The sequence below is a fragment of the Phreatobacter stygius genome, assembly GCF_005144885.1.
Classification (GTDB): Bacteria; Pseudomonadota; Alphaproteobacteria; order Rhizobiales; family Phreatobacteraceae; genus Phreatobacter; species Phreatobacter stygius.
This window is the reverse complement of record NZ_CP039690.1, coordinates 3,955,432-3,977,198: the sequence shown is the minus strand read 5'-3', so window position 1 is coordinate 3,977,198 and position 21,767 is coordinate 3,955,432. Positions and strand designations below refer to the sequence as shown.

17 protein-coding genes and 1 pseudogene are annotated in these 21,767 nt (G+C 67.1%); 8 read left to right on the top strand and 10 right to left on the bottom strand.

Translation table 11 applies throughout. From position 1 onward, the window contains the following. Positions 1 to 92 precede the first annotated feature (92 nt). The 3 genes from E8M01_RS18695 to E8M01_RS18685 are packed head-to-tail and all read left to right on the top strand — an operon-like array spanning position 93 to position 2,771. Positions 93 to 926 (top strand): hypothetical protein, encoded by an 834-nt coding sequence (locus E8M01_RS18695; RefSeq protein WP_136961505.1) that lies wholly within the window; start codon positions 93 to 95, stop codon positions 924 to 926. A gap of 58 nt (positions 927 to 984) precedes the next feature. Then, the gene (locus E8M01_RS18690) at positions 985 to 1,782 is read left to right on the top strand and encodes a polysaccharide deacetylase family protein (protein WP_136961504.1); all 798 of its coding nucleotides are present in this window, start codon (positions 985 to 987) and stop codon (positions 1,780 to 1,782) included. Next, complete coding sequence (locus E8M01_RS18685) at positions 1,779 to 2,771, top strand: lysylphosphatidylglycerol synthase transmembrane domain-containing protein (protein ID WP_170181964.1); 993 nt, start codon at positions 1,779 to 1,781, stop codon at positions 2,769 to 2,771. Before E8M01_RS18690 ends, E8M01_RS18685 begins: the two co-directional genes overlap by 4 nt. A gap of 19 nt (positions 2,772 to 2,790) precedes the next feature. Here the strand turns inward: E8M01_RS18685 and E8M01_RS18680 are convergent, their stop codons facing one another. Together E8M01_RS18680 and E8M01_RS18675 are read right to left on the bottom strand one after the other, a co-directional pair. After that, positions 2,791 to 3,948 carry a glycosyltransferase family 4 protein gene (locus E8M01_RS18680; protein WP_170181963.1) on the bottom strand — a complete coding sequence of 386 codons (1,158 nt, stop codon included), beginning with the start codon at positions 3,946 to 3,948 and terminating at the stop codon, positions 2,791 to 2,793. Positions 3,949 to 3,956: 8 nt separating this feature from the next. After that, a complete protein-coding gene (locus E8M01_RS18675; RefSeq protein WP_170181962.1) occupies positions 3,957 to 4,925 on the bottom strand; it encodes an NAD-dependent epimerase/dehydratase family protein in 969 nt (322 codons plus the stop codon). Between the two features lie 84 nt (positions 4,926 to 5,009). Here E8M01_RS18675 and E8M01_RS18670 point away from each other — a divergent pair, with 84 nt between their 5' ends. The 3 genes from E8M01_RS18670 to E8M01_RS18660 all read left to right on the top strand — a co-directional run bounded on the left by E8M01_RS18670 (position 5,010) and on the right by E8M01_RS18660 (position 8,122). Next, positions 5,010 to 6,086, top strand: coding sequence for an inositol-3-phosphate synthase (locus E8M01_RS18670; RefSeq protein ID WP_170181961.1), 1,077 nt, complete (start codon positions 5,010 to 5,012; stop codon positions 6,084 to 6,086). A 94-nt stretch (positions 6,087 to 6,180) separates the two neighbouring features. Continuing rightward, positions 6,181 to 6,897 (top strand): LPS export ABC transporter ATP-binding protein, encoded by a 717-nt coding sequence (lptB, locus tag E8M01_RS18665; RefSeq protein ID WP_136961499.1) that lies wholly within the window; start codon positions 6,181 to 6,183, stop codon positions 6,895 to 6,897. A gap of 595 nt (positions 6,898 to 7,492) precedes the next feature. Next, a complete protein-coding gene (locus E8M01_RS18660; RefSeq protein ID WP_136961498.1) occupies positions 7,493 to 8,122 on the top strand; it encodes a DUF1989 domain-containing protein in 630 nt (209 codons plus the stop codon). A gap of 353 nt (positions 8,123 to 8,475) precedes the next feature. Here E8M01_RS18660 and E8M01_RS18655 read toward each other — a convergent pair whose 3' ends face one another. Continuing rightward, complete coding sequence (locus tag E8M01_RS18655) at positions 8,476 to 12,690, bottom strand: autotransporter domain-containing protein (RefSeq protein WP_136961497.1); 4,215 nt, start codon at positions 12,688 to 12,690, stop codon at positions 8,476 to 8,478. Positions 12,691 to 12,817: 127 nt separating this feature from the next. On the opposite strand from E8M01_RS18655, the pseudogene E8M01_RS18650 reads away from it, so the two are divergent. Then, positions 12,818 to 13,309 (top strand): annotated as a pseudogene (locus tag E8M01_RS18650) (chromate transporter); the annotation flags it as partial. A 189-nt stretch (positions 13,310 to 13,498) separates the two neighbouring features. Further along, positions 13,499 to 14,068: a class I SAM-dependent methyltransferase gene (locus E8M01_RS18645; protein WP_136964714.1), complete on the top strand. Its 570-nt coding sequence runs from the start codon at positions 13,499 to 13,501 to the stop codon at positions 14,066 to 14,068. Positions 14,069 to 14,076: 8 nt separating this feature from the next. Here E8M01_RS18645 and E8M01_RS18640 read toward each other — a convergent pair whose 3' ends face one another. The 7 genes from E8M01_RS18640 to E8M01_RS18610 form a co-directional block, all read right to left on the bottom strand. After that, positions 14,077 to 14,556: an SRPBCC family protein gene (locus tag E8M01_RS18640; protein ID WP_136961496.1), complete on the bottom strand. Its 480-nt coding sequence runs from the start codon at positions 14,554 to 14,556 to the stop codon at positions 14,077 to 14,079. Beyond that, positions 14,553 to 14,870 (bottom strand): ArsR/SmtB family transcription factor, encoded by a 318-nt coding sequence (locus E8M01_RS18635; protein ID WP_136961495.1) that lies wholly within the window; start codon positions 14,868 to 14,870, stop codon positions 14,553 to 14,555. The genes E8M01_RS18640 and E8M01_RS18635 overlap by 4 nt, the downstream gene beginning before the upstream one ends. 220 nt (positions 14,871 to 15,090) lie before the next feature. After that, positions 15,091 to 15,402, bottom strand: a complete 312-nt coding sequence (locus E8M01_RS18630) for a hypothetical protein (protein ID WP_136961494.1) — start codon at positions 15,400 to 15,402, stop codon at positions 15,091 to 15,093. 148 nt (positions 15,403 to 15,550) lie between these two features. Next, positions 15,551 to 16,357: a sulfite exporter TauE/SafE family protein gene (locus E8M01_RS18625; protein WP_136961493.1), complete on the bottom strand. Its 807-nt coding sequence runs from the start codon at positions 16,355 to 16,357 to the stop codon at positions 15,551 to 15,553. A gap of 193 nt (positions 16,358 to 16,550) precedes the next feature. Next, a complete protein-coding gene (locus E8M01_RS18620) occupies positions 16,551 to 19,700 on the bottom strand; it encodes an efflux RND transporter permease subunit (RefSeq protein WP_136961492.1) in 3,150 nt (1,049 codons plus the stop codon). Beyond that, entirely contained in the window at positions 19,697 to 21,136 is a 1,440-nt protein-coding gene (locus E8M01_RS18615) for an efflux RND transporter periplasmic adaptor subunit (RefSeq protein WP_136961491.1), read from the bottom strand. The genes E8M01_RS18620 and E8M01_RS18615 overlap by 4 nt, the downstream gene beginning before the upstream one ends. Continuing rightward, on the bottom strand, positions 21,133 to 21,540 hold the full coding sequence (locus E8M01_RS18610) for a FixH family protein (RefSeq protein WP_136961490.1): 408 nt from the start codon (positions 21,538 to 21,540) through the stop codon (positions 21,133 to 21,135). Before E8M01_RS18610 ends, E8M01_RS18615 begins: the two co-directional genes overlap by 4 nt. Positions 21,541 to 21,767: the final 227 nt, after the last annotated feature.

Sequence of the window (21,767 nt, the reverse complement as noted above, 5' to 3'; positions counted from 1 at the left end):
GTCGACCAGGTGCTATCTAGCGTCTCCCTGCCCGAAAAATCAGCCCAGGTGAAGATGCGCGACGACCGGAATAGCAGACGAGCGGCAAGACCATGACGCTCGCCAACACGTTCATGCGGTTCCGCCGGATGTCGCCGCTCAGGCTGGTGCGCGACATCGCGCGGGCGCGCCGGCTGATGCTGAGCGAGCCCGGCCGGCGCCCGCCGGCGCCGCGGCCGGAGCGCCTGGTGGTGTCGCTGACCACCGTTCCGGAGCGCATGGACCGGCTCCAGCCGGTGTTGCGCAGCCTGATCGACCAGACCGTACCGGCCGATCGCATCATCGTCTGGCGCCCGGCCGTGTCGCGCCGCTCGGGTCTCGCCTATCCCGACCCCGGCCCGCTGCCCGACGGCGTCGAGGTGCTCGCCTCGACCGACGAGGGCCCGGCGACCAAACTCCTGCCGGCGCTCGTCGCCGAGCCCGGGGCGGCGGTGGTGGTGGTCGACGACGACGTCATCTATCCCGTCGATTTTCTCGAGCAATTGCTCGCCGGCCACCGGGCGCATCCGAAGGCCGCCATCGGCTGGCGCGGCTGGCGCATCGTCGACGGCGTCCATGCCAAGCGCTTTCCCCATATTTTCGCGACCGGCGTCGCGGCGCCGACCCCGGTCGACATCCTGCTCGGCACCTGGGGTTACCTGGTGCCTCCAGGCGCCTTCGACGCGAGTGTCCATGCCTTTGACGGCCATCCGCCCGCGGTCCGTTTCGTCGATGATGTCTGGTTTTCCGGCCACCTCGCCAAACGCGGCATTGCGCGCCTGGTGATCCCGGCCAAGGGCCTGCCGATCGAGACCCGGGCCTCGAGCCTGGCGGCGCTCACCGACGGCCCGAACAAGTCCGGCGGCAATGACCGCACGGCCATCGAGATCTTCGCCAAATGGTGGTGAAACTCCTCGGCATGGCCGTGGTGGCCGCTTCGCCCGGGCCGTGCTAAGAGCCCAGCCGATGTCGACAACCACCACCAAACCCCTTCGCGTCGCCCTGACGGTCGACATGGAACCCGATTGCCCGCCCTTCCTGTGGACCTGGCGGGGCGTGACCGAGGGCGCGCCGCGGCTGCTCGACCTGTTCGAGCGGCAGGCGATCCCGGTGACCTGGTTCACCACGGGCGATACGGCAAGGCTTCATCCGCAATCGGTCGAGGCGATCGTCAAGGCCGGCCATGAGCTCGGCTGCCACGGCATCAGCCACCAGCGCTTCGACTGGATGTCGCGCGAGAGCGCCGCCCACGAGATCGTCGAATCGACCCGGCGCCTGCGCGAGTTTGCTCCGGTCACCTCGTTCCGCGCGCCCTATCTGCGCTTTCCCGGCCATTATCTCGATCTGCTGGAGGCCGAAGGCTTCGCCCTCGATTCCTCGCAGGCCAAGTACAAACGCGACGTGCCCGGCGTCGAAAATGCCCGCAACCTGGTGCGCGTGCCGGCCTCGATCACCTCCAGCGCGCTGCGCATCCCGAAAATCATCCGCGAATTCTTCCTCGGCCGGCTGGCCGATCCGGTGGTGCTTTTCGTCCACCCCTGGGAGTTCGTCGATTTCACCCGGACGACGCTGCGCTACGACTGCCGCTTCCGCACCGGCCAGCCGGCGCTCGATGCGCTCGGTTCGGTGATCGGCTTCTTCAAGGCGCGCGGCGCCGAATTCACCACCATGCGCGACCTCGGCGTCGCCGGGGCGACCGCAGATCAGGCCGCAGCCGGCAATACGGCCGCCAAGGCGGGCGCGATGACGGACGCCAGGCGGTGACCAGTTCGGACACGCCGCAGCGGCGCAATCCCCTCGCCTCGCCGCGCTTCTGGTGGATCGTCGGCTGGCTGGTGCTGGCGGGCTTCCTTGTCGTCGCCGCCATGACGCTGCCCTGGACCGACGTGATCGCCGCACTTAAGGGCGCGCGCTGGGAATGGGCCCTGATCAGCTTCGTGATCGTCGTCGCCGGCTGGCCGCTGTGGATCGTCGAATGGTGGTTGCTGGCACCCGCCGCCCACCGGCCGAGCCTGCCGCGCATGGCGCAGGTCACCGCCTTGACCGGCACGGCCAATAATTCGGTGCCGATCGCCGGCGTGGTCGCCGCCGTCGGCTTCCTGATGGTGCGTGGCGGCCTGCCGGCCAGCGCCGCCATGTCGCTTTATGCGGTCGATCAGTTGCTGACCGGCATCGTCAAGGTCGGCACCCTGGCGCTGGCCGCGACGCTGCTGCCGCTGCCGGACTGGATGCGGACGGCCATGCTGACGCTTGCCGGCGTCATCGCCGCCTTCGTGCTGGTCATGCTGGTTGCCGCCCGCAGCGGCAATCTGGTGCGGACCGTCAGCCGGACATTCGGCCCGAAAGCGGCAAAGATCGCCAAGCTCGCCGCGGATTTCCTCGATCACCTGGAGCCGCTCAGGCAGCCGCTGCTCGGCCTTGCCGTGATGCTGCTGGCGATCGCCAAAAAAGCTGTGGAAATCGCGGCGGTGGTTGCGGTTCAGGTCGCGGTCGGCATCGAACCGTCATTCTCGGCCGCAGTCCTGGTGGTCGCCGCACTCGGGCTTGCGACGCTGGCGCCGGTTTCACCCGGCAATCTCGGGGTCTACGAGGCCGCGGTCATCTTCTGCTATCAATATCTCGGCGTTCCCCTGCCGCTGGCGGTGGCGGCGGCGGTGCTGCAGCACGCCGTTTTCTTCGCCTCGTCCTTTGTCGGCATCGGCTATCTCGCGCTGACGCTGCCGCGCGGCGATTCAGCGGCCAGAACCTCGTGAACCGGGTCCGGCCGCCCGGTCAGACGGCCGCATCCCGGATCGCCGCGCGATATTCGGCGAGATAACGCGGCCCGACGCTGGTCCAGTCGACACCCTCTGGGCTTGCCTCGGCGCCTTGCGCCAGGCGTCCGCGCAGGGCCGGATCGACGATCAGGCTCCTGATCTGGCGGCTCAGTTCGGCATCGTCGCCGGCCAGCAGCGAATCCCCGTCATGTCTTAGAAAATCGCGCGCGCCGGAGGCCTTCAGCGTAACCACCGGCAGGCCGGCGGCGCGCGCCTCCAGCGCCGCGATGCCGAAGGCTTCCAGCCGCGACGCCAGCGCGAACACGTCGGAACGGTGCAGGATGTCGCGGATTTCGGGTCGCCCGCGGCTCCCCAGAAAGCGGATCTGGCCCGACAATCCGCGGCGCTCGACGATACGTTCCAGGGCCGGCCGCTCGCCGCCGTCGCCGATCACGGTCAGTTCGGCGGCGCCCGCGGCCAAGCCGGTCATGGCATCGGCGAAGGCAGCGATCAGCGCACGGGCGCGCTTGCGCTTTTCCAGGCGCATGACGGTGACGAAGGCGACCGGCCGGGTCGCCGCACGATCCGGCCTGATGGCACCGGCCGGCCGGCGCCACCAGGCCAGATCGATACCGTTCGGAATGACCGCGATGTCATGGTCTCCGACCAGCGGGCGCATGGCCTCGGCAGTGACCGAGGAGACGCCGACATAGCGGACCGGCCAGCCTGAATAGCCGAGCGTCCGGTCGAGCAGCTTCAAGGGCAGGTCGTAATAGCGCAGCACCGAATGGAAGGTCGCGACCGCCGGAATGCGGTGTGCCGCCGCGAAACGCAGGGCGTCGTGGGCAATCGGCGTGATGATGCCGAAATGGGCGTGGATCACGTCATAGCCGCCGGCCCGGATCGACCCGTGCAGGGCCTTGAACACGCCCGGCGTCACCGCGATGCCGGCGCCGATCAGGCGTGGCCCCGGCAAGCGGATGACCTTGATGCCGTCGACCGCGTCGGGTCCGGGAACGCCGGTGATCACCTCGACCAGGTGGCCTTCGGCCATCAGTTCCAGCGCCAGGTCGCGCGTCTGCAGTTCGATGCCGCCGAGGCGCGGCAGGAACCAGTCGCCGACGAGCGCGATCTTCATGGCTCGCCGGTGGTCCGGCGGGATCGTCGATGTCACCTGCCCGCTCATGCGTATCCGTGTCCGGTGAACCAGGTCCAGGCGTCGCGCATGGCGATCTCGGCCGGGCGCGGCCGATAACCGAGATCGCGGGCGGCCAGCGCGCTCGACAAATGATGCGGCAAGGCGACGATCGCCGCACTGGCCGAATTCAGCGCCGGCTCGCGGCCGCTGACCGCCCCGATGAGATCGCCGGCCCGGCCGGCGGCCGCCACGAGCCAGGCCGGTGCTGTCGCGATCCGCGGCGTCCGCCCGGCGGCCCGGCGGATCAGCCGAAAGGCCTCGGCATAACTCAAGGCTTCGCCGCTAAGGACATAGCGGCTGCCGGACACGGCGCGTTCGGCCGCGGCGAGCACACCGTCGGCGACATCGGCGGCGTGACAGAAATCATTGCCGCCAGGCGGCGCCAGCGCGAATGGCGCGCGGGCAACCTCCAGGATCAGGCGTCCCGAGGAGGGTTTCCAGTCCCAGGGGCCGAGGAGAAAACCCGGATGGACGATCACCGCGTCGAGCCCCAGCGCAACCTCCGCCAGTACTGCGTCCTCCGCCTCGCGCTTGGAGATCGAATAGGCGGTGGCCGGCTCGCGGCCGCTGGAGCGGGTCTCATCGCCAGGCGCGGCCCGGCTGCCCCAGGCCAGCGTGTCGACGGTTGAAACGAAAACCAGACGGACGCCCGCGGCCCGGCAAGCGGCGGCAAGACGCGCCGTCGGCACGACATTGTCCACACGAAAAGCCTCCAGATCCCGCCGGCCGATGGCGACGCGCGCGCCGGCGTGGATGACACAGCGCGCGCCGGCCACCAGCGGTTCCAGCGCATCGCCGGCCAGGTCGGCGCGAATTATGCGCACCGCCAGCCCGTCGAGCGGCCTTGTCGCACTCTTGTCACGCAGCAGGGCTGTGGCCTGGAGGCCACGGCCGAGCGCCCGACGCACCAAAGTGTTGCCCAGAAGGCCGGTAGCTCCAGTGACGATCAGCACGCTAACTCTTTTAATGACAGGACAATGAAGTATAAGGAGGCCGCGCGGTCGGTGGTTTTCGGCCAGAGCGCCTGGAGATTTTTCGTGTCACGACCCGTCATTCGAGTTGCCATCGTTGGCGTCGGCAATTGCGCTTCATCCTTCGTTCAAGGGCTCAACTTTTACAAGGACGCCAAGCTCGGTGAGTCGATCCCGGGATTGATGAACGTCGAAGTGGGCCCCTACCACATCCGCGACATCGAGGTCGTGGCGGCCTTCGACATCGACGCGCGCAAGGTCGGGCAGGACCTCAGCGACGCCATCGCGGCAGAACCGAACAACACCTTCAAATTCGCCCGCGTGCCGGAGACCGGCGTCATCGTGCAGCGCGGACCGACGCTCGACGGCGTCGGCATGCATCTGCTCGAAATCGTGCACGAGTCGTCGCAGCCGCCGGTGGACGTGGCCGCCGCGCTGAAGGCGGCCGGCGCCGAGGTGATCATTTCCTACCTGCCGGTCGGATCGCAGAAGGCCAGCGAATATTATGCCGAGCAGGCGCTTGCCGCCGGCTGCGGCCTGATCAATTGCGTGCCGGTGTTCATCGCCTCCGACCCGGTCTGGAGCAAGCGTTTCACCGACAAGGGCCTGCCGATCGTCGGCGACGACATCAAGAGCCAGGTCGGCGCGACCATCCTGCATCGCGTGCTGGCCAGGCTCTACGAGGATCGCGGCGTCAAGATCGAGCGCACCTACCAGCTGAATTTCGGCGGCAATACCGATTTCCTCAACATGCTGGAACGCGACCGGTTGAAGTCGAAGAAGATTTCCAAGACGCAGGCGGTCAACAGCCAGATCGACGTGCCGCTGGCGGCCGACCGCATCCATATCGGGCCGAGCGATTTCGTGCCGTTCCTGGATGACCGGAAGATCGCCTATATCCGGCTCGAAGGCACCGGCTTCGGCGGCGTGCCGCTGAACGCCGAGGTCAAGCTCGAGGTCTGGGATTCGCCGAATTCCGCCGGGGTCGTCATCGATGCGGTACGTTGCGCCAAGATCGCGCTCGACCGCAAGATGGGCGGACCGATCATCGGGCCGTCGAGCTATTTCATGAAATCGCCGCCCAAGCAGTTCACCGACCCGGAAGCCCGGGACCTGACGGTCTCGTTCATCGCGGGGACCTGACCGCCAGGCGCGCTTCCGGTTCGCTGGCAAGCGGCCGGAGTGAGCCGGGCTCGCGCGTGAGGGGCCATGCGCCGCCATATCGGACGGTAACGGCATGCTGGTGGCACGCAGGATTGCCAAAGCCCATGATGGCCGGCCCGTCGTCCTCGGGGTCGACCTGGCGCTTCGGCGCGGCGAGGTGGTCGGACTGCTCGGCCCGAACGGCGCCGGCAAGACCACGACGTTTGGCATGATCGCCGGCCTGGTGGTGCCCGATTCCGGCATCGTGACGCTTGATGGCGTCGACATGACGCGGTTTCCGCTGTTCACCCGCGCAAGGCTGGGGCTGGGTTATCTGCCCCAGGAGCCGTCGATCTTTCGCGGCAGCAGCGTCGACGACAATATCCTGATCGTGCTTGAATCGCTCATCGCCGACCGGCCGGCTCGGATCGCGCGGCTCGACGCGCTTCTGGACGAATTCGGTCTCACCGATATCAGGCGGTCGCGCGCCGGGTCGCTGTCGGGAGGCGAACGGCGGCGGCTGGAGATCGCCCGGACGCTGGCCAGCGATCCGGCCTTCATCCTGCTCGACGAGCCGTTTGCCGGCGTCGATCCGATCGCGGTCACCGAGATGCGCCTGGTGGTCCGCCGGCTGACCGCCCGTGGCATCGGCGTGCTGGTCACCGATCACAATGTGCGCGAGACGCTGAGCCTGGTCGATCGCGCCTATATTATCGACGGCGGGCGGATTCTGGCTGCCGGCCCGGTCGACAGGATCGTCCGGGATCCGCGTGTCCAGGACGCCTATCTCGGCGAAGGTTTTGCGCTCTGACACGGCAGCGCAACGAAAGCGCCTTGGTCGCAACACAGTCCCTTAATCAAACTTGTGTGTAATCCCTCTGTCTTTCCCCGGGGTTCCACATGCAATTGCTTGACGGAATTACCCTTGCCGTAACACTCGCCTGTGGCCTGCTGGCCGTGCGCGTGCTGTCGGGCATCGGCTGACGGCTGCCCGGACGTCCCCACTGACCGGTTCAGCATGGGCCCGCCATGCGAGCGGCGGCTGAACCGCACCAAGCCGGTCAAGCGACCGGGCTCGTGCAAGGTCGCTCGAGATTTGCCATTTCGCGCGCGAGGGCGGCCCGGCGACCTGATTGCCGCAACGGTGCGCGCTTCTCGCTGCGACGTTCCGCGACCTCGATCGTGTCCTGGGCAATGGATATCGTGAGGCTCCGGTTTGGCAGGCCACTTTGGTCCATGCGGGCAATCCTGAAACCGCAGGCGCGCTTTGCAAGACGCTTTCGACGGCGTTCAGCCACGACCACGATGATGTTCTGGCTGGATATGTCGATGGTTTGTCGGCGAGCTCAACCAAATGACCTCCATTCTTGGGCGAACATCGAGCTGAATGGGGAATGGGAACAACAATGGACGGAAACCTGAAATCGTCTGATCCTCTATCGATAACCATTGCGCCGTACTCGGGGCGGCCCATCAGAGTTTCCTCCGGCGATTTCATCCGCATCACGGACCGACAAGGTCAGCAGGTCTCCGATCTCTGGGCCTTTGTGGTCGGGGATACCTTGGATTGGCTGAGCACGTCCCAGACGCGGGATATCAATGAAAGCCTGTTTCCCGCTGTCGGACAGAGCTTCTACAGCGACAAGGGCCGCCCTCTGCTCACCCTCGTCGAAGACGGATCCCCTGGCCCCCATGACATGCTGTTCCCGGCGTGCAACAGCGCCTTGTTCGAACGTGTCGGGCGACCCGGCCATCCAAACTGCAGGGACAATCTGCTGCTTGCGATGCAGGAAGAAGGCATATCGCTTCCCTTCGTTCCCGATCCTGTCGACTTCTTCCAGAACTCCCTGCCATCGGCGGATGGCAGGCTGAACGTTTTTGCGTCGATCAACCCGCCCGGCGGTTTTGTCGTGTTGCGCACGGAATGTGATCTTCTGCTGGTCGTTACCGCCTGTTCCGTCGACTTCCACCCCACCAACGGGGATCGTTGTACCGAGATCGACGTCACGGTTTCTCCGAGCCACGGTCACCGATAGGCGCGGACCTCAAGACGAGGCGATTTTCCGGTGAAAAATGGGGACTGAGGTACGTGTCACCGTAATGGCAGGACGGAAAAGCGCAGCTGACGTAACCTTCTCCCACGGGGAGAAGGTGGCGCCGTCAGGCGCCGGATGAGGGGACGTCCATCTGCGGATCGGGCGGCATGCTGCGCGAGCATCGGTGCGAATTCTGGACGCGACGACCCCTCACCGCCCGCCGACGCTGCGCAACCCGAAACGTCCCACACAGGCACCCTCCCATTGGGAGAGGGTTGATTCACCTGCGTTTTTTCGAGCGGTGTGTGTGTCAACGGCGGGGGCGACGTCGCTCTCAGAGCGCGTCGCTGGCCTCACCACTCATACCTGAGCCCGGCATTGGCCCTGACCGCCTGATGGCGTGTGCCGAGCTCGCCTTCGAGCGTGGACGAGAGCCTGAAGCCGCCGGCGAGCCTGAGCTCGGCGCCGACCGAGGCAAGCGCGGTGTGCATCGACGGCCGGGCGCCGAACACGGTGAAGCCGGAATTGCTCAGGGTCTGGAACTGCGCGTCGATCGAGCGCTCGGTATTGGCCTGAAAAGCCCAGGCAAGACGGCCATAGGTGATCAGGTCGACGGTGTCGGAGACCCGCACCTGGCCGTCGAGGCGCAGACCGAGTTCGGTGCGCACCGTCGCCATGCTCTTCGACGCGAAGCTCAGACCGAAGGCGCCGCCGGCCGGGCTCGACGTCTCGCTGTAGCCGGGCGCGGAATAGCCAATGGCCTCGAGCGCGGCATAGGGCGTCCAGCCAAACGCGCGCTGGCCGAACCGCCAGCCGGTCTCCAGCCGGCCGCCATAGGTCTGTGCCGTGACCCGCGACGAATAGATCTCGGGACCCGCGATATTGACGTTGCGTTTGATGTCGAAGCCGTTCCAGCCATAAGCGACCGCCGCCGAGACGTAAGCATTGCCGAAGCGGGTCGAGCCGTAGAGGCCGATCTGGAACAGGTCGCCGGTGCCGCCACCGCGGCCGCCGAGGCCGTAGCTGGTGCCGCCGCCGGCCAGCGCGAATCCAACAAGCGTATCGGCCGAAAGGCGCTTGTCGGCGCCGGCGGCCACGCCGTAGAGGCCGCCCGAGGTGGCCGCGGAGCCGGTGGCTGCATCGCCCTGGGTACGGCCCGACTGACCGAAGGCCTTGGTCCAGAGGCTCCAGCCCTGTTCCACCCTTGCCGCCGGTGTCACTCGGCCCGCATTCAGATCGGCCATCTGGATCAGCGACGGTCCGGCGCCCGAGGCGCTGGCGCCGCGGCTGCCGACCATCGGGTCGAGCATCAGGTTGAGGAACAGGCTCGACGCATTCAAGGCGGCGGTCTGCGTGCCGGTCGCCGCCTCGCCGGAGAGCGTCGCCAGGCTCGCCGCCATCTGGGTCGGGGATTGCAGGTAGACAGCCATGAAGGCCGTCGGATTGGCCCCATGCGCGGCCGCCCGGTCGATGCCGCCGGCGACATTGGCCAGATTGGTCGGCGTGCCCGCCGGCAGGAGCGGCGCGAGCGCGTTGGCTTGCAGCGTCAGCACGGCGTCGGTCGCGCCATAGCTCAGCACGGTGGTGATCGCCGGGCCGAACGTGCCGGTGACGGCGACCGGGTTGAAGCTCCCCGAGAGCCCGCCGGCAGCCGACAGAAGCGTGTATTGCGTGCCGAAGGAAAAGCCCGAGCCGACCGCCACCAGTTGCAGTCCGCCGGCAAGGCTCGCGCTGCCCGTGACATTGACCCGGTCGGCGGCCGCGGCCGACACTTCGATGACGGTGGTGCTGCCGGCGGCGAGCGTCGCATTGCCGCTGACGGTGATCGTGCCGATCGAATTGCCCGGCGACAGCGTGCCGTTCAGGATGAGATTGCCGACCGCACCGTGGCCGCCGAGCAGCGCGCCGGACTGCACGGTGACGCCAGAGGTGATCGAGCCGTCGACGATGAGCCCGCCGGCACCGACCAGGGTCGGGCCGCCATAGGTGCTCGTTCCCGACAGCGTCAGCGTGCCGGCGCCGGTCTTGGTGAGGCCGCCGGTGCCCGTGATGGCGCCGGAAAAAGGCGTGCTGCTGTTGTCGCCGCCCGCCGTCAGCGTCGCCGCGCCGAGCGTGACACTGCCGGCACCGGTGAGCGAGCCGATGGTCTGGTTGAAGCCGGCGAGACCCAGGGTGGCGCCCGACGCGACGGTGACGGCGCTAGAGGCTAAGAACGCATTGGCGGAGCCGGCCCGCAAGGTGCCGGCATCGACCAGGGTCGCGCCGAAATAGCCGTTGGCACCAGACAGCGTCAGCGTGCCGGCGCCGGTCTTGGTGAGGCCGCCGGTGCCCGTGATGGCGCCGGAGAAGGCCGTGCTGCTGTTGTCGCCGCCCGCCGTCAGCGTCGCCGCGCCGAGCGTCACGCTGCCGACGCCGGCGAGCGAGCCGATAGTCTGGTTGAAGCCGTTGAGATCGAGGATTGCTCCCGACGCGACGGTGACGGCGCTGGAGGCTGAGAATGCATTGGCGGCGCCAGCCCGCAAGGTGCCGGCATCGACCAGGGTCGCGCCGAAATAGCCGTTGGCGCCCGACAGCGTCAGCGCGCCGGTGCCGGTCTTGGTGAGGCCGCCGGTGCCCGTGATGGCACCGGAAAAGGGCGTGCTGCTGTTGTCGCCGCCCGCCGTCAGCGTCGCCGTGCCGAGCGTCACGGTGCCGGCGCCGGCGAGCGAGCCGATGGTCTGGTTGAAGCCGTTGAGATCGAGGATGGCTCCCGACGCGACCGTGAAGGCGCTGGCGGCCGAGAACGCATTGGCGGCGCCGGCCCGCAAGGTGCCGGCATCGACCAGGGTCGCGCCGAAATAACCGTTGGCGCCCGACAGCGTCAGCGTGCCGGCGCCGGTCTTGGTGAGGCCGCCGGTGCCGGTGATGGTACCGGAAAAAGGCGTGCTGCTGTTGTCGCCGCCCACCGTCAGCGTCGCCGCGCCGAGCGTTACGCTGCCGGCGCCGGCGAGCGAGCCGATGGTCTGGTTGAAGCCGTTGAGATCGAGGATTGCTCCCGACGCGACCGTGAAGGCGCTGGAGGCCGAGAACACATTGGCGGCGCCGGCCTGCCAGGTGCCGACATAGACCAGGGTCGCGCCGAGATAGCTGCTGGCGCCCGACAGCGTCAGCGTGCCCGCCCCCACCTTGATGAGTCCGCCGGGACCGGTGATCGTGCCCGCCATCGTCGCGCTGTTGCCGGCGGTGTCGATGGCGCCGCCTTGGGCGGTCAGCACCATCGGCGTGGTGATGGTGCCGAGGCCGGCGGCGGCGAGGACAAGCGTACCGCCGGTGAATGTGGCGGTGCCGTCGAAACAACCGAAGGCGCCGGCGCTCTTGGCATGGAAGGCAGCGCCCATGCCGAGCATGCCGCTGCCATTGCCGCACATGCCGAGGCCGCCGGGGTCGGCGCCGGTGGCGTAGCTGCCGATGGCCGTGAGCATGCCGGTGCCGGCGGCGATGGTGAAGGCGGTCACGTTATCGGCGTCGCCGTTGCTCACATAGAGGGTCGCGCCGTCAGGACTGATCGTGATGCCGTTGGCCCGCGGCCCGCTGGCGACCGAGCCGAGCAGCGCGAAGATGTGCGCATTGTAAATGCTGACGGTGCCGGCAGCCCGATTGGCGACGTAGAAGTAATTGCCGTCCGGGCTGACGACCACCCCGTCCGGGCCGTTGCCCGCCGGGACCGTCGCGAGCACCGTATTGCTGAACGTGTCGATGACCGACACGGTGTTGCTGGTGAAATTCGTCACGTAGAGGCGCGGGCCGGCTGGATTCAACGCGGCGAATAACGGCTGGGTGCCGACGGCGATGGTTTTGGTCACCGTGTTCATCGTGAGGTCGATGGCGCTGATCGTATTGCCGACTTGGTTCACGGCATAGGCGTGTCCGCCATCGGCACTGATGACGACGCCGCGCGGGCTGTTGCCGACGCCGATGGTGGCCGTGTTGGTCAATTGGCCGGTGGCCGGGTCGATGCTGTACACCCCCAGGCTGTTGCTGTTCCAGCTGACGACGACCAGGCGCGAGCCGTCGGCGCTGATGCTGAGGCCGGACGGGGCGGCACCGGTGGCGATGGTCTGGACCACCGTCTGGGTCGCCGTGTCGATGACGCTGATGCTGTTCTGGTTGGTCACATAGGCGAAGGCCTGGTCGGGGCGAACCCAGGCATTCCCCGAGGAGGATCCCGTGCCGACCGTCGCCGTCGCGGTCAGGCTGCCGTCGGCATTGGTGGTGAAGGCCGACGTCGTGCCGTCGATGATGTTCGGCGCGTAGAGCAGCAAGCCGGCCTCTGCCCTGGCCCTGTCGCTCGTGCCGGCGGCCAAGGCCGCGGTGACGAACAGCGCCGCCGCGGCCTGGCGCAACGCGCGCGGCGCCTGACCGTGCAGATCAAGATGGTTACGCATGAATCCCCCGCGCCCCGCCCTAGCCCTTACCGATAGAGGGCGGTCTGCCGCTGCGGAAGGGACGGCCGGGCGGGAATGCAGCCGCACCGCGGAGAATCCACGACTGGTGCTTGTATTTTTCGGCCGGTGCGACTTCTGGGCCACAACCGGGCCGGTCTTAGCGCGCCGGTCTTGGCGCGCCGGTCTTGGCGCGCCGGTGCGAGGGCGCTTATCGCGCGTCGCCGAGGCGAGCCGGCCGAGGTTTCCGGGCCCATGCCGCCGGGTGGCGCCGGGCGCATTCGTTTTCGGTGGCGGCCACGTCGTGCTGTCTTTGCTTCAGGCGCAGGTCGTCGCGACGGGATGGGTCAGCAACGAGGCTTTCCTGGCGGGCTACGGGCTGGCCCAGGCGGTACCGGGGCCGCTCTTCACCTTCGCCGCTTATCTCGGGACGGTGATGGGACCGCAGCCGAACGGCGCGGCCGGCGCGGCCATCGCGCTCGTCACCCTGCTGCCGGGCATGCTGCTGGTCTATGGCATGCTGCCGTTCTGGGACGCGCTGCGCACCCGCCCCACCGCCCAGGCCGCCATGCGCGGCGCCAACGCCGCCGTCGTCGGCATTCTCGGCGCAGCCCTCCACGATCCGGTCTGGACCAGTGCCGTCCTGTCGCCCCGCGATTTCGCCCTGGCGCTCACCGGCTTCCTGTTCCTGACCGTCTGGAAGATGCCGCCCTGGATCGTGGTCGTGCTGCTGGCCGGTGCCGGCACCCTGTCGCGGCTCGTCTGAAGATCGTCGGGCGGCGGATGCGGGCTGCTCCATTGTCCGGGACCGACCGGCGCGGATGAAGCCCGTTCGCGGAAGGCCTTGGCCAGGCCGGCACGCGCTCTATCCTGGACAAGGTCGATCCAGCGATCGGGTGCTCGACATGGCGCCCGGGCTATCTCGGAGGTGAACGAAGTGTTTCCCGCAAGTTCCATGCCCGACCGAGACTGGTGGGCCGCGCTCTGGCCGGATCCTGAGGCGACGCTGCGACGCCTGGGGGTGCGGCCCGACATGAGCGTGCTCGATCTCTGCTGCGGCGACGGCTATTTCACCGCGCCGCTCGCCAAGATCGTCGGCGGGCGGATCGACGCCCTGGATTTGGATCCCGCGATGATCGAGCGGGCCAAGGCTGAAGCGGCCCGCCAGGGTGTCTCGATCCGGCGCTGGATCTGCGCTGACGCGCGGGATGTCGCTGGGCTCGTCGCCGAGCCGGTGGATTATGTCCTGATGGCCAATACTTTTCATGGCGTACCGGATCAACCCGGCCTCGCGCAGGCAGTCAAGGCCGTGCTCAAACCGAGCGGCCTCTTCGTCGTGGTCAATTGGCATCCGCAGGCCCGGGAGCAAACAACGGTATTGGGCCAGCCGCGCGGCCCGAAAACCGCAATGCGGATGTCACCCGAAACCCTCGGGGCCGTCATCGAACCCGTCGGGTTTCGGGCGGTCCGGCTGGTCGATCTGCCACCCTATCATTATGGCGCCGTCTTCGAGCGCCCGGCATGAGACGCTGACTATCGCTCGGACCGTGTGGCCTTCACGAAGCTGGCCAGGATCATGGTCCAGCCGCCGTCGGATTCGAATATCGTGCGCGCCGCCTCGGCGGCATCGCCCATATTCTCCAGGCGGCGATGCTCCAGGTCGACCCGCGTGCCGCCCTTGCCGTCGGGCGTGAACCTGACTTCGACCTCGGTCAGCAGGTCTGGATCAAAGCGCCAATCCGGCCGAATGCGCCAGGCCAGCAGGAGGCGCGATGGCGGCTCCCAGGCGAGAACGTCGCCCCAAGGGCATTCCGCGCCGTCCTCTCCGATCTCGTACCAACGCCCGCCGACCCTCGGTTCGATGACGGCTGACGCCATCGGCGTCGCCCCGATCTTGTGGGATCGTGGCCACCACCGGCCGAACGAGGCCGTGAAGATTTCGAAGGCCTTGTCAGGCGACGCTTCAACGGTCACCGAGCGTCGAACCGCGGCTGGTATGATCGCAATGCTCATGGTTTCTCCTCCGTGTTCCCGTCGACCGCCATCTTGAAATTGTTCAGCGCCGTGTCCCACATCCGATCAAGCCAGGCGCGCATCTGGCCGAGGCCGTGAGGATCGAGGTGATAGATATTCCGGGTGCCGTTCGGCTCCGACGTCACCAGGCGCGCATCACGCAGGACCTTGAGGTGCTGCGAGACCGCCGATTGCGTCACCGGAAGGCAGCGGGTGATCTCGGCGACCGATCGCGGCCGCGCGACGACCAGTTCGAAGATCGCCCTGCGCGTGGTGTCCGACAGCGCGACCATGGCGGCAATATCATTAGTCATTACTAATGATAAGCACATACTAATGATCTAGTCAATCGCTTGAAGGGCGCGTTGCCGCAGGTGCGAGCCGGCCCGCTATCGACCGGGAATCGGGACCCTTTGCGTGCGGCTTCCGCTTGGCGACCGCGAACTCGACGCGGCGATGCCGGCTTGCGGTGTCATGTTCGCAAGCCGACCAGACGTCAGACGCGCTGCGTCACACGCGACCACGGATGTCCGGTCAGACGACCCGGTAGATATTCCAGCGGGAAGACCCGGAGACGACATGGGGCTCGAGGTCCTTGCCCCATTGCTTATGGGCGTCGTTCTTGCCGATCGCTTCAAAGAAGGTTTCGAGCTGAGCGAGATTTTCCACGGTGTGATTGACCTCGACCGTTGCTTCACGCGCACCGATCGAACCGGTCAGGATCTTGATGTCCATCTTGTCGATGCCGGCCGTTGAACCGATGTCGCGCTCCCAGCGGTGAAGCATGTCGATGACCGTCTGCTTCTGTCCGAATTTGGCGTCGATCTGCCACCTTGCGATCAGCATGGGTCGCCTCCCTCAACGATTGTGAGACCTCAAAATTCTCAAGCCGGCCCGCGAATGGACGGACCGGACCGAGGTATACGCGGTCGGGGGCCTTGCGGTTCATCCGCTGTTGACGCGCCCGGGACATGCCGCCCGCCGGAGCCGGCAACTACCTATGCTGCCAGACCTTCACAGCCGATATCAGCAGGATGGCCGCGAGCGCCGGTAGCAATACGCCGCTGGGCACCACCCCAAGCAACCGGCCGCCGATGAAGGTCCCGACGATCGAGCCAACCGCCATGATGAGCAGGAACACCCGGTTCCTGCCTAGCACGGCGAAGCTCTGATCCCGGCTGTATCGCGCAAACCCGACCAGCATCGTCGGGAGGCTCACTGCCAGCGACAGGCTGCCGGCGAGCTTGATGTCGATGCCGAACAACAGCACCAGCGTTGGAATCAGAAGTTCCCCTCCTGCCACCCCGAGCAGAGAGGCCACCACGCCGATGACGAAGCCCGCAAAGACGCCCGCGACAGCCTGTGTCACGCCGCTGAAAGGTGGGGTGACCGCCGCCGCCTCATGGCCAAACCACAACACGAAGGCGATCATGACCAACAACGCTGCGATCACCCGGTAGAGCGTTTCCGAACCGAGCCGGGTGGCCCAGCCGGCCCCGAGCCACGCGCCGGCCAGCGTACCGGCCAATAGGTTGATGATGACAGGCCAATGTGCGGCGATGTCAGAGAACGGGACGGTTCCGGCTCTGAACGGGAGGGCGGAAGCCACGACGACGAGGCTCATTGCTTTGTTTAGAATGACCGCTTCCAGGGCAGCGAACCGGAACATCCCGATCAGCAGCGGCAGGCGAAACTCGGCTCCCCCGAGCCCGATCAGGCCACCAAGCGCGCCAATGACGGCTCCCCCACCAAAGGCTGCCGGGCGGCTGCGAGTCGTGTCGGCAGGGGCTGAGGCATCCATGGTCGTTATATTCATGTGGATAGAGCGCTAGTCAATATTGATCGCGCAATGCGGCAATCCGTGCCCGGATAAGGCGACCAACTCTTCCATTGATGGGTTTCCATTTGCGCCTCATGGACCGGCCAGCCCTATCAAGAGCTGGAGGCCGTCGCGGAGTGGTTGGCCTCCTCGTGGCGGACGGTTGCGAAATCCCTCACCGGGCGGCCTGGCCTGTCAGGACCCCTGCGTTGTCGTTCGGAAGCCGCCACCCCTTGATCAGGCCGTAGATCGCCGGGATCACGATCAGCGTCAGCACGGTCGACGACACCATGCCGCCGATCATCGGCACGGCGATGCGCTGCATGACTTCCGAGCCGGCGCCGGTGCTCCACATGATCGGAAGCAGCCCGGCAATGATGGCGACGACGGTCATCATCTTGGGCCGCAACCGCTCGACCGCGCCGAGCATGATGGCCTCGTGCAGGTCCGCGCGCGTGAAGCTACGTCCCGCCGCCAGCCGTCTCGCCCTCACCTCCTCCAGCGCATGGTTGAGATAGATCAGCATGACGACGCCGGTCTCGGCCGCGACCCCTGCGAGCGCAATGAAACCGACAATGACGGCAACCGAGAGGTTGAAGCCCAGCGCCCACATCAGCCACACGCCGCCGACCACCGCGAAGGGCAAGGACAGCATGACGATCAGCGTTTCGGCGAGCGAGCGGAAGTTCAGGTAGAGCAGCAGGAAGATGATCATCAGCGTGACCGGCACGACCACCTTGAGACGCGCCGCCGCCCGTTCCAGATATTCGTATTGCCCGCTCCACAGGACATAGGCACCGGCCGGGAACTGGATGCCGGCCTGCACGGCGGCTTGTGCATTGGCGACATAGCCGCCGAGATCGCGGTCGCGGATATCGACATAGACATAGACCGCGAGCTGGCCGTTCTCGGTGCGGATCGAGGTCGGGCCGCGCGACAGCGACACGCTGGCGACCTCGCCGAGCGGCACGGCGCCGCCCGCCGGCATGGGCACCAGCACGTCGCGGGCGATCGCCTGGGGATCGCTGCGCAGGTCGCGCGGGTAGCGCACATTGACGCCGTAGCGCTGGCGGCCTTCGACCGTGGTCGTCACGGTCTGTCCGCCGAGCGCGGTCGCCACCACGTCCTGAACATCCTGGATCATCATGCCGTAACGGGCAAGCGACGCCCGGTCGGGCACGATGTCGAGGTAATAGCCGCCGATGACGCGCTCGGCATAGGCTGACGACGTGCCCGGCACCGCCTTCAGGACCCGCTCGATCTGACGCGCGAGCGCGTCGATCTCAGTCAGGTCGGTGCCGATGACCTTGACGCCGACCGGCGTCCGGATGCCGGTGGAGAGCATGTCGATGCGGGCCTTGATCGGCATGGTCCAGACATTGGACACGCCGGGGAATTGCAGCGACCGGTCCATCTCGGCGATCAGGCCGTCGAGGGTCAGCCCTGCCCGCCATTCCGGCTTCGGCTTGAGATTGATGATGGTCTCGAACATCTCGGTCGGGGCCGGATCGGTGGCGGTCGAGGCGCGCCCGGCCTTGCCATAGACCGACGCCACTTCCGGGAACGACCGGATGATCCGGTCCTGGGTCTGCAGCAGTTCGGCGGCCTTGGTGATCGACAGGCCGGGCAGCGTCGTCGGCATGTAGAGCAGCGTGCCCTCGTCGAGATTGGGCATGAACTCCGAGCCGAGCTGGCGGGCCGGCCAGGCGGTCGCCGCCAGCACGGCGAGCGACAGCACGATGACCAGCGTCCTGGCCTTGAGCACGCCCCTGATCAGCGGCCGGTAAAGCCAGATCAGCACGCGGTTCATCGGGTTGCGGTGCTCCGGCATGATCTTGCCGCGCACGAAGATGATCATCAGCGCCGGCACCAGGGTGATGGAGAGAAGTGCCGCCGCCGCCATGGCGAAGGTCTTGGTGAAGGCGAGCGGGCTGAACAGCCGCCCCTCCTGCGCTTCCAGCGTGAAGATCGGCACGAAGGACACCGTGATCACCAGGAGCGAGAAGAACAGCGCCGGGCCGACCTCGCAGGCCGCCCTGATCAGAACATCGACGCGCGAGCTTCCGGGTTCGGCCCGCTCCAGATGTTTGTGAGCGTTCTCGATCATGACGATGGCCGCATCGACCATGGCGCCGATGGCAATGGCGATGCCGCCGAGGCTCATGATGTTGGAGCCGAGACCGAGCAGCTTCATGGCGCCGAAGGCCATGAGCACGCCGACGGGCAGCATCAGGATCGCAACCAAGGCGCTGCGCACATGCATGAGGAACAGAATGCAGACCAGCGCCACCACCACGCTTTCCTCGAACAGCGTGGTCTTGAGCGTCTCGATCGCGGCATTGATCAGGGTCGAGCGATCATAGACCGGCACGATCGCAAGCGACGCCGGCAGGCTGCTGGCAAGTTCGGCGAAACGCCGCTTCACATTGTTGATAACGTCGAGCGCATTGACGCCGAAGCGCTGCAGGACGATGCCACTGGCCACCTCGCCCTCGCCGTTGAGTTCGGTGATGCCGCGCCGTTCGTCCGGGCCGAGTTCCACCCGCGCCACGTCGCCGAGGCGCACCGGCGTGCCGCCGGCCGTCTTGAGCACGACCTCGCCGAGATCCTCGACGCCTCGCAGATAGCCGCGGCCCCTGATGACATGTTCGAACTCGGAGAGTTCCACCGTCCGCCCGCCGACATCGGCATTGCTGGCACGGATGGCCTCGCGAACCCGCTGCATGGTGATGCCGAGATCGCGCATGCGCTGCGGATCCAGCACGACGTTATATTGCCGGACGAAGCCGCCGACGCTGGCGACCTCGGCGACCCCTTCGGCCCGGGCGAGCCCGAACCGGAGGTTCCAGTCCTGGATGCTGCGCGTCTCGGCGAGGTTCAGCTCCCCGGAGGTCAGCGCATATTGATAGACCCAGCCAACCCCGGTCGCGTCGGGCCCGAGCGTCGGCGTGACGCCGGTGGGCAGCCGCCCCGCCGCCGCGTTGAGGAATTCGAGCACGCGCGAGCGCGCCCAATAGATGTCGGTGCCGTCCTCGAAGATGACATAGACGAAGGACAGGCCGAAAAACGAGAAGCCGCGCACCACCTTGGAGCGCGGCACCGTCAGCATGGCCGTGGTCAAGGGATAGGTGACCTGATCCTCGACCACTTGGGGGCCCTGGCCTGAATATTCGGTGTAGACGATCACCTGGGTATCGGAGAGATCGGGGATGGCGTCGAGCGGCAGATGGCGCAGGGCGTAAAGGCCGCCCGCCACCGCGAAGACGGTGCCGATCATGACCAGCATCAGATTGCGCGCCGACCAGGCGATGATGCGGGCGATCATGGCCGGGCTCCCGCCTCGGTGAAGCCTCGGAGCGCAGCTCTCAGATTGCTCTCCGCGTCGATCAGGAAAGTGGCCGCGATCACCACCGGTTCATCGACCGCGACACCCCCGCGGATCTCGACATAGCCGCCGCCACGCGCGCCAAGCTTCACCTCGCGCGGCTCGAAACGGCCGTCACCCCGGTCGACGAAGACAACCTGGCGGCTGCCGCTGTCGATCACCGCGCTTTCCGGAATGGCCGGCACCGGCTGCTGGCTGCCGATATCGACCTCGGCGTCGACATACATCTCGGGCAGCAGGGCGGCATCGGCATTCGGCAGTTCGATCCGCAGCCTCACCGTGCGGGTCTCGCGGTTGATCTGCGGATAGATGACGGCGATCCTGCCGTCGAAGGCGCGGCCGGGATGACCGCGCGCCCTGACGGTCACCGGCAGACCGGTCCTGAGACTGCCGAGATCGCGCTCGGCGACATCGATCAGCGTCCAGACCAGCGAGATGTCGGCGAGCCGGAACAGCACGTCGCCGGGCTGTACGCGGGTTCCCTCGATGGCGTTTCGTTCGAGCACGATGCCGTCGCGCGGCGCCGCCCAGGCAATGGTCAGCGGCGCGACGCGCGTCCGCTCGATGGTCGTGATGACCGCTTCGGGAACATCGAGGTTCATCAGCCTCTGGCGCGAGCCGCGCCCGGGACCCGGTGTCGCACGGATATCGGAACGGACCTCGCCCGGCATCGGCATCTGGGCGGCATAGTCCGCCGCCGCCGCCGAGATCGCCGGACTGTAGATCTCCATCAGCGGCTGGCCCTTGCGCACCCGGCTGCCGGTCGTCACGTCCTCGACCTTCTGGACCCAGCCCTCGGTGCGCAACGAGATGACCGCGATCCGGCGTTCGTCGAGCTGGATCGTGCCCGGCGCACGGATGACCGTGCGGATGACCCGCAAGGCGGCCGGTTCGGTCTTGACGCCGGTGCGCTGGATCCGTCCGGGCGTCAGCCGGATCGCGCCGCCATCGCCGTCGTCGTCGCCTTCATGGACGGCGATATAATCCATGCCCATGGAGTCCTTCTTCGGCACCGGCGAGGTGTCGGGCAAGCCCATTGGATTGCGGTAATAGAGCACCCTGCGGCTGGCTGCCCTCGCTGCGGGCGCGGGCTCTGTCGCCGGCACGTCCGCGGCCGGTTCGAAGCTGAGATCTTGCCCGGCGCGCACAGGCCTGAACTCACGCCCATCCGCGGTCTTTTTCGGCGTCAGCGAATAGAATGGCCGGCCGTCGGGATCCTGGTAATAGATTACCGTGCGACCGACCTCGGCCGCCGCGGGCGTGATGATGCCGGAGGTTTGAGCAGGCCAGAGGTTCGGCCAGGCCGACACGAACCCGCCGGCCCCCGCCACCCCGAGGGTGGCGAAGGCGGCAACGACCCAAGGGGCGCGGCTCATCGCTCGGCCCGGATGATCAGTTTGTTCTCGACCGTGCCGGTCTCGCCCTGGACCTTGGCGCCGAGCGACAAGAGCCAGCCGCCGGCCATGCTGACATTGGCCCTGAACCGGTAGGTTCCGGGTTCTCCGCCCGGCACCGGCGTGACCGGGGTCGCCATCTCCTGCATGCCATCAGGCGCCATGTCGAGGCGGGTCGCGAAGATCACCGCATCGGGCACCGGCCGGCCGGTCGTCTTGTTGATCAGCCGGACCGAGATGACGGTATTGGGCCCGGTCCTGACAGTCGGTTCAACCAGCTGAAACTCGTAATCCTTCACATCGGCATGGGCGAGATTGGCCGTGCCGGTCAGGGTAAGGCCAATGAGCGCCGCCGCAAGGGCGCGCCTGTGCTTGAACGTCATCATGGTGAGATATCCTCAAAAGCTTGGTCGGCCGTCGGAGACGGCATGGGCCGTCGCCGCGCGGCGCGAGCCGAACGGCGTCGAGCCGGCGCGTTACGCCGGCAGGCCCAAGCTTCGAGGAGGTCGTGGCGGCGGCGGGTAGCCGAGCCCGTCTTTGTTGAGGTCGCTGCGGGGAACACCGGCTTCGGACAGATGCCAGGTTGGGAGCGAGACGCTCAGCGCCGTCGGCA

What these genes read in the sequence shown, in the direction of transcription:
- E8M01_RS18695 (WP_136961505.1), top strand. Translation starts at nt 93, where the DNA reads ATGACGCTCGCCAACACGTTCATGCGGTTCCGCCGGATGTCGCCGCTC.
- E8M01_RS18690 (WP_136961504.1), top strand. Translation starts at nt 985, where the DNA reads ATGTCGACAACCACCACCAAACCCCTTCGCGTCGCCCTGACGGTCGAC.
- lptB (WP_136961499.1), top strand. Translation starts at nt 6,181, where the DNA reads ATGCTGGTGGCACGCAGGATTGCCAAAGCCCATGATGGCCGGCCCGTC.
- E8M01_RS18660 (WP_136961498.1), top strand. Translation starts at nt 7,493, where the DNA reads ATGGACGGAAACCTGAAATCGTCTGATCCTCTATCGATAACCATTGCG.
- E8M01_RS18645 (WP_136964714.1), top strand. Translation starts at nt 13,499, where the DNA reads ATGCCCGACCGAGACTGGTGGGCCGCGCTCTGGCCGGATCCTGAGGCG.
- E8M01_RS18640 (WP_136961496.1), bottom strand. Translation starts at nt 14,556, where the DNA reads ATGAGCATTGCGATCATACCAGCCGCGGTTCGACGCTCGGTGACCGTT.
- E8M01_RS18635 (WP_136961495.1), bottom strand. Translation starts at nt 14,870, where the DNA reads ATGACTAATGATATTGCCGCCATGGTCGCGCTGTCGGACACCACGCGC.
- E8M01_RS18630 (WP_136961494.1), bottom strand. Translation starts at nt 15,402, where the DNA reads ATGCTGATCGCAAGGTGGCAGATCGACGCCAAATTCGGACAGAAGCAG.
- E8M01_RS18625 (WP_136961493.1), bottom strand. Translation starts at nt 16,357, where the DNA reads ATGGATGCCTCAGCCCCTGCCGACACGACTCGCAGCCGCCCGGCAGCC.
- E8M01_RS18620 (WP_136961492.1), bottom strand. Translation starts at nt 19,700, where the DNA reads ATGATCGCCCGCATCATCGCCTGGTCGGCGCGCAATCTGATGCTGGTC.
- E8M01_RS18615 (WP_136961491.1), bottom strand. Translation starts at nt 21,136, where the DNA reads ATGAGCCGCGCCCCTTGGGTCGTTGCCGCCTTCGCCACCCTCGGGGTG.
- E8M01_RS18610 (WP_136961490.1), bottom strand. Translation starts at nt 21,540, where the DNA reads ATGATGACGTTCAAGCACAGGCGCGCCCTTGCGGCGGCGCTCATTGGC.